We start from the raw sequence: 8,609 nt of genomic DNA on the forward strand, positions 1-8,609 counted from the left end.
GGAATTCGACGGCCCCATGGCCGTGGTTTGCGGCGCCTGGCATGTGCCGGCCCTTCAAGCAGGGCATACGCAGAAGAGCGACCAGGCGCTGCTCAAGGGCATCGGCCGGCGCAAGACCACGATGACCTATGCGCCGTGGACCGGACCGCGCCTGGCGCTGGGCTATGGTTATGGCGCCGGCGTCGTAGCGCCGGGCTGGTGCAAGCATCTGTGGCAGACACGTGGGCAGGACGACGCCTCGGTCCTGTGGTTGGCGCGGATCGCCTCGGTGCTGCGGGCGAAGGGCCACATGATCTCCACCGCATCGCTGATCGAGGCGGAGCGCCTGGCGCGCGCGCTTGCCGCCATCCGCGAACGGCCGAAGCCGGGCTTCGAGGAGCTTCGCGATGCCTCGGTCTCGGCGCTCTTCAACGGCGAGGCCCTGCTGTGGAAGATGGTCGAGGCCGAGCTGCTGCTCGGCGCCGATGTCGGCGAGATCCCGCCCGACACGCCGCTCGCGCCGCTGATCGACGATCTGCAGCGCAGCCAGAAGGCTGCAAGGCTGAAGCCAGAGGCACTGGAGCGGGAACTTTCCGTCGACCTGCGCAGCGAGAGCGGTCTCTTCCGCTCGACATTGCTGCACCGGCTGAACGTGCTTGGCGTCGACTGGGGCAGGCTGACCGATGTCGGCCGCAGCCGCGGCACGTTTCGCGAGCGTTGGATGCTCGCCTGGCAGCCGGAATATGCCGTCCGCCTTGTCGAGAACCTGGTCTACGGCCCGACCATCGAGAAGGCCGCCAATGGCAGGCTCATCCAGATGATCGGCGCCGCCGCGACGCTCGATGCTTTGGCTACGCTGGTGCAGAGTGCGATCACCGCCGCCCTGAGCGAGGCGTCCGCCGCCGGTCTTGCAGCGCTCGAGGAAAAGGCGGCGCACAGCAGCGAGTGCCTGGAGTTGTTGGCCTCGGTGCCGCCGCTTGCCGACATCATCCGCTACGGCGAAGCGCGCAAGACCGAGAGCGAGCGACTCGCCGGCCTGCTGGAGCGGCTGATCATCGAAGGCTCCATCGCGCTGCCTTACGCGGCGCGCGATCTCGACGCGCAGGCCGCGGCCGCGCTGATGGGAGCGCTGCGCAAGGCCGACGAGGCGATCAAGCTGGTCGAGCCGGACGAGCATGTCCTTGAAGCCTGGCGCAACGGGCTGGCGGCCGTGCTGGATTCGTCACGCTCCACGGCGCTGGTCACCGGCTGCGCAGCGCATCTGCTCTACGAAGCAGGCCGGCTCTCAGCCGATGAGACCGCCGATCTCCTGGCAAGACGCCTGTCGCCAGGGACGGCCGTTCTCGATGCCGCCGCCTTCTTCGAAGGTTTCTTCAGCGGCGCCGGCCAGCGGCTGATCTATGACGAGGGCCTGCGCGGCGCTGTCGATGCCTGGCTGGCCTCGCTCGACGAGGAGGCCTTCGTCGCGCATCTGCCGCTGCTGCGCCGCGTCTTCTCGAACCTCGACAGCATGGAGCGTCGCCGCCTCATCGAGGCCGTGCTTGGCAAGAGAGCGAGCCTGCCTGCCGGGCTAATTCCGGCGCCGGATGGTGGCGCGGCATGGCGGAGGCATTTTGGCCTTCTCGCAAAGCTGCTGGCAGGGGAGGTCAACCATGGCTGACGAAACGACCGGGCGGGATCTCGAAGCGGCAACGGACAATCGCGAGCGTCGCTGGCGGCTGGCGATCGGGGCCGACGACGAGACATCGTCGGCGCTGTCGGCCGAGGACCGAAAACTGTCGGCGGCGCTCGATGCGCTTTATGGCGACGGCAGCGGCGACACCGCCGGCGATCCGTGCAAGCGGCGTGGCGGGCTCGGCCGCTCGGCACCCCGCGTCGCGCAATGGATGGGCGACATCCGCTCCTTCTTCCCCGAGCAGGTCGTCCAGGTCGTGCAGAAGGACGCCTTCGAGCGGCTGAACCTGAAGCAGATGCTGATGGAGCCCGAGTTCCTCAAGGCGATCGAGGCCGACGTCAATCTCGTCGCCGACCTCGTCTCGCTGCGCTCGGCGATGCCGGACAAGACCAAGGACATCGCCAGGTCGATCATTTCCGACATCGTCGCCAAGCTGATGCAGCGCCTGGAGCAGAAGACCGCGGAGGCGATCCGCGGCGCGCTCGATAAGTCGCGGCGCACCAACCGGCCGCGCCAGCGCGATATCGACTGGCCGCGCACGATCACGGCGAACCTTCGCCACTACCAGCCGGACCATAAGACCGTGGTTCCGGAAAAGCTGGTCGGCTTCATGCGTCGTCAGCGCCGATTGGTCGACCTCGACGAGGTGACGCTCTGCGTCGACCAGTCCGGCTCGATGGCAAGCTCGGTCATCTATGCCTCGATCTTCGCCGCCGTGATGGCCTCGCTGCCGGTGGTGCGGACGAAACTCGTCTGCTTCGACACGGCGATCGTCGATCTGACCGAAGAACTCAGCGATCCGGTCGAGGTGCTGTTCGGCGTCCAGCTCGGCGGCGGCACCGACATCAACCAGGCGGTCGCCTATTGCGCCGAGCGCATCGAACGGCCGACCAAGGCGCATTTCGTCCTGATCACCGATCTCTACGAGGGCGGCAACGGCAAGGAGCTCCTGCAAAGGCTGGCAGCACTTGTCCGGTCGGGCGTCAACGTCGTCGTGCTCTTGGCGCTCACCGATCAGGGCCGTCCCGGCTACGATCCGTCGATGGCCGGGTCGGTCGCCGCGATCGGCATCCCGGTCTTCGCCTGTACGCCCGACCATTTCCCCGACATGATGGCGGCGGCGCTGCGTCGCGAGGATATCGGCGCCTGGACGGCGGGCGCGGACATCAAGCTCGTCCGTGCCGACGCGGAGACGCCGAACGCCGCCGAATAGCGCTCGGCGGCGTTCGCTATGACCTTTTCCGCGACCTGATCATGACAGGTTATGCGGATGCTGCTTAGCCGAATTTCGGGTCGAGGCTGCCCGACTTGTAGCGCTTGGCCATCTCCGCCAGCGGAATCGGCTTGATCTTCGGCGCGTTGCCGGCGGTGCCGAACTGCTCGAAGCGCTCCTTGCAGAGCTTCTTCATCGCAGCCATCGCCGGCGTCAGATATTTGCGCGGGTCGAACTCCGACGGGTTCTCGGTCAGCACCTTGCGGATCGCGCCGGTCAGCGCCATGCGGTTGTCGGTGTCGATGTTGATCTTGCGCACGCCATGCTTGATGCCGCGCTGGATCTCCTCCACCGGCACGCCCCAGGTCGGCTTCATCTGGCCGCCATATTTGTTGATGATCTCCTGCAGCTCTTCCGGCACCGACGAGGAGCCATGCATCACCAGATGCATGTTGGGCAGACGGCGATGGATCTCCTCGATCACATTCATCGCCAGCACCGCGCCGTCCGGCTTGCGCGAGAATTTATAGGCGCCGTGGCTGGTGCCCATGGCCACCGCCAGCGCATCGACATGCGTATCCCGCACGAACTGCTCGGCCTGCACCGGGTCGGTCAAGAGCTGGTCGTGGCTGATCGCGCCTTCGACGCCATGCCCGTCCTCCTGCTCGCCGCCGCCGCTCTCCAGCGAGCCGAGCACGCCGATCTCGCCCTCCACCGACACGCCGCCCCAATGCGCCATGTCGACGACGCGGCGGGTGATGCCGGAATTATAGGCGTAGTCGGCCGGAGACTTGCCGTCCTCCTTCAGCGAGCCGTCCATCATCACCGAGGTGAAGCCGTACTGGATCGCGGTGACGCAGGTCGCTTCGTTGTTGCCGTGGTCGAGATGCATGCAGACCGGGATATCGGGATGGATCTCGACCAGCGCGTCGATCAGCTTGGCCAGCACCACGTCATTGGCGTAGGCGCGCGCGCCGCGGCTGGCCTGCAGGATGACTGGCGACTTGGTCTCCTCGGCCGCCTCCATGATGGCGAGGCCTTGTTCCATGTTGTTCATGTTGAAGGCAGGCACGCCATAGCCATGTTCGGCGGCATGGTCGAGCAATTGTCTCAGTGTGATGCGAGCCAACGAATAGTCTCCCGTATCTGTTGAAAGCGCGATTTAGCAGGTTGGGCCGAAACCCGGCCCAACTGCTTCTGGCCGGATTTCCGACGGACCGCAACCCACTCAGGTCGCGGTCCTGAAATCCAAATCGGTTTAGTTCCGACGCGCTGCTCGCGAAGCGGTTCAGGCCGCGATTCTGGCACGCGCGGCGAGGATCTCGACGCAGGCCTTCGCCGCCTCCTTGCCCTTCACGGTGAAATGCTCGTGGAAGAAGCGGTGATGCTCGGCGCTGTCATGGTAGTTGTGCGGCGTCAGCACCGCCGACAGCACCGGCACGCCGGTCGCAAGCTGCACATTCATCATCCCGTCAATGACGGCGCTCGCCACGAAGCCATGCCGGTAGATGCCGCCATTGACGACGAAGGCGGCGCCGAGGATCGCGGCATAGCGGCCGGTCTCGGCAAGCGTCTTGGCGTGCAGCGGAATTTCATAGGCTCCGGGCACGTCGAAGACCTCGACGGCAAAGCCGCCGAGCGCTGCAAGCTCGGCCTCGAACGCCGCTGCGCATTGGTCGACGATATCGGCATGCCAGCGCGCGCGAATGACGGCGACGCGAAGGGTAGTTTGGTCTTTAGGGAAATGCTGATTCATGGGTCCTTCCTTCCGTTTCGAACCAGAATCAGGACGCACGACGCAAAAACACGGCCCGCGCGAGCGGACCGTCTCCTGCGGCCGTTCTCTTCCATCCGGACTGTAACCGTCGGCTCCGGAATCGCACCGGATCTGCTGACCCTTCCACTAGAGCGCCACGCGTCCTTTTGGACGCGTAAAGGACGCTCTAGCACTTAAGAATCCACGCATTAATGCGTGGACCGGAAGGCGCTCGCGGGCTTGGGTCGAGACCCTTACCGCCGGTGGGGACTTTCACCCCGCCCTGAGAACATTAACGACGGAGGTATGGAGGGGGAGGCAGGCGCTGTCAATTGGCGACTAGCCAATCTCCCCCCTAGTGGGGGAGATGCCCGGCAGGGCAGAGGGGGGCGCGAAGGATCGCGGCGTATCGTTTTCTTCACGCAGGCGCTAGACGATAATTCGTTTGGGTAAGATCAAAGGCGATTCCGACATGCTGGCGGGACAGCGCCCCCCTCTGTCCTGCCGGACATCTCCCCCACAAGGGGGAGATTAGCTAACCCCGTTCGGGAAACATCGCCTTCAGCCCCTCGCGCGAAGCTTTCGCCACGCCGCGCTCGGTGATGAGACCCGTCACCAGCCGCGCCGGCGTCACATCGAACGCCGGGTTGGCCGCCGGCGTCGCATCCGGCGACACGCGCACCTGCGCGACCTTGCCGTCAGCCGTCTTGCCCCACACCAGCGAAACCTCGTCGCCGGAGCGTTCCTCGATGGGGATTTCCTTCAGCCCGTCGGCCACCGTCCAGTCGATGGTGGGCGAGGGGAGCGCGACGTAGAAGGGCACCTCATTGTCGGCCGCGGCCAGCGCCTTGAGATAGGTGCCGATCTTGTTGCAGACGTCGCCATTGGCGGTGGTGCGGTCGGTGCCGACGATCACCATGTCGATGTCGCCATGCTGCATCAGATGGCCGCCGGCATTGTCGACGATCAGCGTATGCGGCACGCCGTGGCCGGCCATCTCCCAGGCGGTCAGCTGGGCGCCTTGGTTGCGCGGCCTGGTCTCGTCGACATAGACATGGACAGGAATGCCGGCCTCGGTCGCCAGATAGATCGGCGCGGTGGCCGTGCCGTAGTCGACCGTCGCCAGCCAGCCGGCATTGCAGTGGGTGAGGATGTTGACGGTCTCGCCCGGCTTCTTCTTCGCCGCGATCTCCTTGATGATGGCAAGCCCGTTCTCGCCAATGGCGCGGTTTAAGCCCACATCCTCGTCGGCGATCTCGGCGGCCCGCTTGTAGGCCGCTTCGGCACGCTCCCCTGGCGCGAGGTGCTTGAGGTGCCGGCGCATCTCGTCCAGCGCCCAGCGCAGGTTGATCGCCGTCGGCCGCGTCTTGTTGAGCGTTTCCCACACCGTATCGAGCGCTTCGTCCGACGGATCGTCCTTCATCTGGATGGCGACGCCATAGGCGGCGGTGACGCCGATCAGCGGCGCGCCGCGCACCCACATGTCGCGGATGGCGGTGGCGATGCCGGCGACGGTTCCGATCGTCTCGATGCGGAACTCATGCGGCAGCCAGCGCTGGTCGATGATCTCGACCGAGCGCTTGTCGTCGCTGAGCCAGATGGTGCGGTAGTGGCGTTCGCCGACGTTCAAATTCAGTTCTCCTGTTCGATCAGCGCGGCCAGATTGTTGACCTCGTCGATACTGTGGATCCGGCGCCGGTTGACGGCGATGTGGCGGCCGAAGCGCAAAGCCTTGGCCTCACATCTGGCGCGCAGGTCTTGATCGGCAATGGTCTCGAAATCGGCATTGTGGGCCAGCCCAAGGATGCGCCGGTGCACCTCGATGCCGGCAAAGCCGAGCAGGTCGGTCCAGATGGAATGCAGTATGTGGTCGAGCGCCTGTTCGGAACCCAGCCTGTCGCCCTGATCCTCGAACAGGCTTTTCTGGTAGAGCATGCCGGTGCGTTCGGTGCGCCACAGATGCGAGAACTCGGCGCGGAAGGTTGCCCATGTCTCGGCCGTGACGCCGAGCAGATAGGCGCGCATCGAGTCCCTGCTGCCTTTCTCCTCATGGCCGCGCTGCGAGAAGAAGGCCATCCAGAAATTGGCGAGCAGCATGCCGACATCGAAGGCGATCGGGCCGTAGAAGGCGAATTCCGGATCGATCATCCGGGTCTCGGTGTCGGTGACCATGATCGAGCCGGAATGCAGGTCGCCATGCAGCAGCGTCTCGGCATTGGCGGCGAACAGATGCTTCAGCCGCTGTGCCTCGACCTTGAGGTCGCGGTCGGCGCGCAATTCGGCAACCAGGCCGTCGAGCTGCGGCGAGGTATGCCGGTTCATCCTGGCATCGAAATAGGGATCGGAGAACACCAGATTCTCGGTGATGTCGCAGAGCTCGACATTGTCGGCGAACAGCGCCAGATCGGCCTTGCGCTCCTTCGTCACCATCGACAGATCCGAGCCGCGGAACAGCGTGCGGGCCATGAACAGGCCGATGTCGCGCGCGATGTTCGGCAGTTCGCGGCCGTCGATCAGCGCGCGCCTGAGGATGACATGCGGCGGCGCCATATATTCCATGACGATCAGCGCCTGGGTCTCGTCAAAATGGTAGATCGCCGGCACCGAGCCGGGCGCCCGGCGCTCCTGCCTGGTCAGCGCATGATATTCGAAGAAGGAGCGCTTCAAGGGTAGTGGCCAGCTATCGCCAACCAGCCGCACATAGGGCAGCGCCTGCTTCACCACCGCCGCACCTTGGTCGCCCTCGACGATGAAGACGAGGTTCAGATTGCCGTCACCGACCTCGCGTACTTTCCAGTGGCTGGCGTCCTTGCCGATGCGCTCGGTCAGCGCCGCGGTCTCGCCAAGGCGCTTCGGCAACGTCTCCACCGACAATGCTTCGAACTTCCCGGTCATTCTCTCCCCTCCTGCTCGTGGTGTCCGACGATAGCGGAGCCACGGCGGCGGGGCCAAGCTAGGAAGCGCTCTGGCAAATGTCAATCGTGTTGACAATTGACGAATGAGCCCATAGCGTCAGGAACCAGGGAGGAAGGAATGGGCGCAGATGCCGTGTTCCATGTGGAGGGCTTAAGGAAATCCTTCGGCCAAAACGAGGTGCTTGGCGGCATCTCGCTCGAACTGCATGCGGGCGAGGTCACTGTGCTGATGGGCGCCAACGGCGCCGGCAAGTCGACCCTGGTCAAGATCATCAGCGGCGTCTATGCGCGCGGTGCCGGCACGATGCGGCTGGCCGGCAACGCATTCGACCCGCAAACCCCCGCCGAAGCCATTCGCGCCGGCGTCGTCACCGTGCACCAGAACATCAATGACGGCGTGGTCGCCGACCTCGATGTCGCCACCAACCTGACGCTCGATCGGCTGAGCGGCAAAGGCGCGTCGATGCTGTTCAAGCCCGCCAATGTCCGTGCCGAAGCCAAGGCCGTCGCCGACCGCATGGGGCTCGCAATCGACCTCAAGGCGCGCGTCAGCGATCTGTCTCTGGCCGACCGGCAGATGGTGGCCATCGCTCGCGCCATGGCGCACCAGCCCAAAGTGCTGATCCTCGACGAGCCGACCTCCTCGCTGTCGAGCGCCGAGGCCGACCGGCTGTTTTCGCTGATCGACCGGCTGCGCGGTCATGGCGTTGCCATCCTTTATATCTCGCACCGCATGTCCGACATCCGGCGGCTCGCCGACCGCATCATGTCGATGCGCGACGGTGTCGTCTCCGGCGTCTTCGATCAAAAACCGCTCGATTACGAGGGCGCCGTCAACGCCATGCTCGGCCGCAAGATCCGTCTCGACAGGGTCGTTGCCAGAAGTTCCGTCAGCGCGGTCTTCACTGCAGAAGGCCTGCGGATCGCGCATGGCGCGAAACCGATCTCGATGACGCTCGGCGCCGGCGAGGTGGTGGCGATCACCGGCCTCGTCGGCGTCGGCAAGACGGCGCTTGCCGAAACGCTTTTCGGCGTGCGCCGGCCGCTCGCCGGCGCCATGCATATGGACGG

At 65.2% G+C, this 8,609-nt stretch carries 7 protein-coding genes and 1 riboswitch; of the genes, 3 read left to right on the top strand and 4 right to left on the bottom strand.

Annotation, left to right across the window (positions count from 1 at the left end):
- Both EOA28_RS15780 and EOA28_RS15785 read left to right on the top strand, forming a co-directional pair.
- On the top strand, positions 1 to 1,639 hold a 1,639-nt coding region (locus tag EOA28_RS15780; RefSeq protein WP_128315035.1), incomplete at its 5' end, for a DUF5682 family protein.
- Positions 1,632 to 2,867: a VWA domain-containing protein gene (locus EOA28_RS15785; protein ID WP_127251662.1), complete on the top strand. Its 1,236-nt coding sequence runs from the start codon at positions 1,632 to 1,634 to the stop codon at positions 2,865 to 2,867. The genes EOA28_RS15780 and EOA28_RS15785, both read left to right, overlap by 8 nt.
- Before the next feature lie 64 nt (positions 2,868 to 2,931).
- Here EOA28_RS15785 and fba read toward each other — a convergent pair whose 3' ends face one another.
- The 4 genes from fba to mtnK all read right to left on the bottom strand — a co-directional run bounded on the left by fba (position 2,932) and on the right by mtnK (position 7,518).
- Positions 2,932 to 3,996, bottom strand: coding sequence for a class II fructose-bisphosphate aldolase (gene fba, locus EOA28_RS15790; RefSeq protein WP_040998092.1), 1,065 nt, complete (start codon positions 3,994 to 3,996; stop codon positions 2,932 to 2,934).
- Between the two features lie 159 nt (positions 3,997 to 4,155).
- Entirely contained in the window at positions 4,156 to 4,623 is a 468-nt protein-coding gene (locus EOA28_RS15795) for a 6,7-dimethyl-8-ribityllumazine synthase (RefSeq protein ID WP_127251661.1), read from the bottom strand.
- A gap of 79 nt (positions 4,624 to 4,702) precedes the next feature.
- Positions 4,703 to 4,918, bottom strand: a riboswitch (FMN riboswitch).
- A gap of 240 nt (positions 4,919 to 5,158) precedes the next feature.
- On the bottom strand, positions 5,159 to 6,253 hold the full coding sequence (gene mtnA, locus EOA28_RS15805) for an S-methyl-5-thioribose-1-phosphate isomerase (protein ID WP_127251660.1): 1,095 nt from the start codon (positions 6,251 to 6,253) through the stop codon (positions 5,159 to 5,161).
- 2 nt (positions 6,254 to 6,255) lie between these two features.
- Complete coding sequence (gene mtnK, locus EOA28_RS15810; protein WP_127251659.1) at positions 6,256 to 7,518, bottom strand: S-methyl-5-thioribose kinase; 1,263 nt, start codon at positions 7,516 to 7,518, stop codon at positions 6,256 to 6,258.
- A gap of 138 nt (positions 7,519 to 7,656) precedes the next feature.
- Here mtnK and EOA28_RS15815 point away from each other — a divergent pair.
- On the top strand, positions 7,657 to 8,609 hold a 953-nt coding region (locus tag EOA28_RS15815; protein WP_148670728.1), incomplete at its 3' end, for an ATP-binding cassette domain-containing protein.

It is taken from the genome of Mesorhizobium sp. M2A.F.Ca.ET.067.02.1.1 (assembly GCF_004023285.1).
In the GTDB taxonomy this organism is placed as follows: Bacteria; Pseudomonadota; Alphaproteobacteria; order Rhizobiales; family Rhizobiaceae; genus Mesorhizobium.

Bases quoted from the DNA above. Each gene is read 5' to 3' on its own strand.
- EOA28_RS15785 (WP_127251662.1), top strand. From the start codon at position 1,632: ATGGCTGACGAAACGACCGGGCGGGATCTCGAAGCGGCAACGGACAAT.
- EOA28_RS15795 (WP_127251661.1), bottom strand. From the start codon at position 4,623: ATGAATCAGCATTTCCCTAAAGACCAAACTACCCTTCGCGTCGCCGTC.
- mtnK (WP_127251659.1), bottom strand. From the start codon at position 7,518: ATGACCGGGAAGTTCGAAGCATTGTCGGTGGAGACGTTGCCGAAGCGC.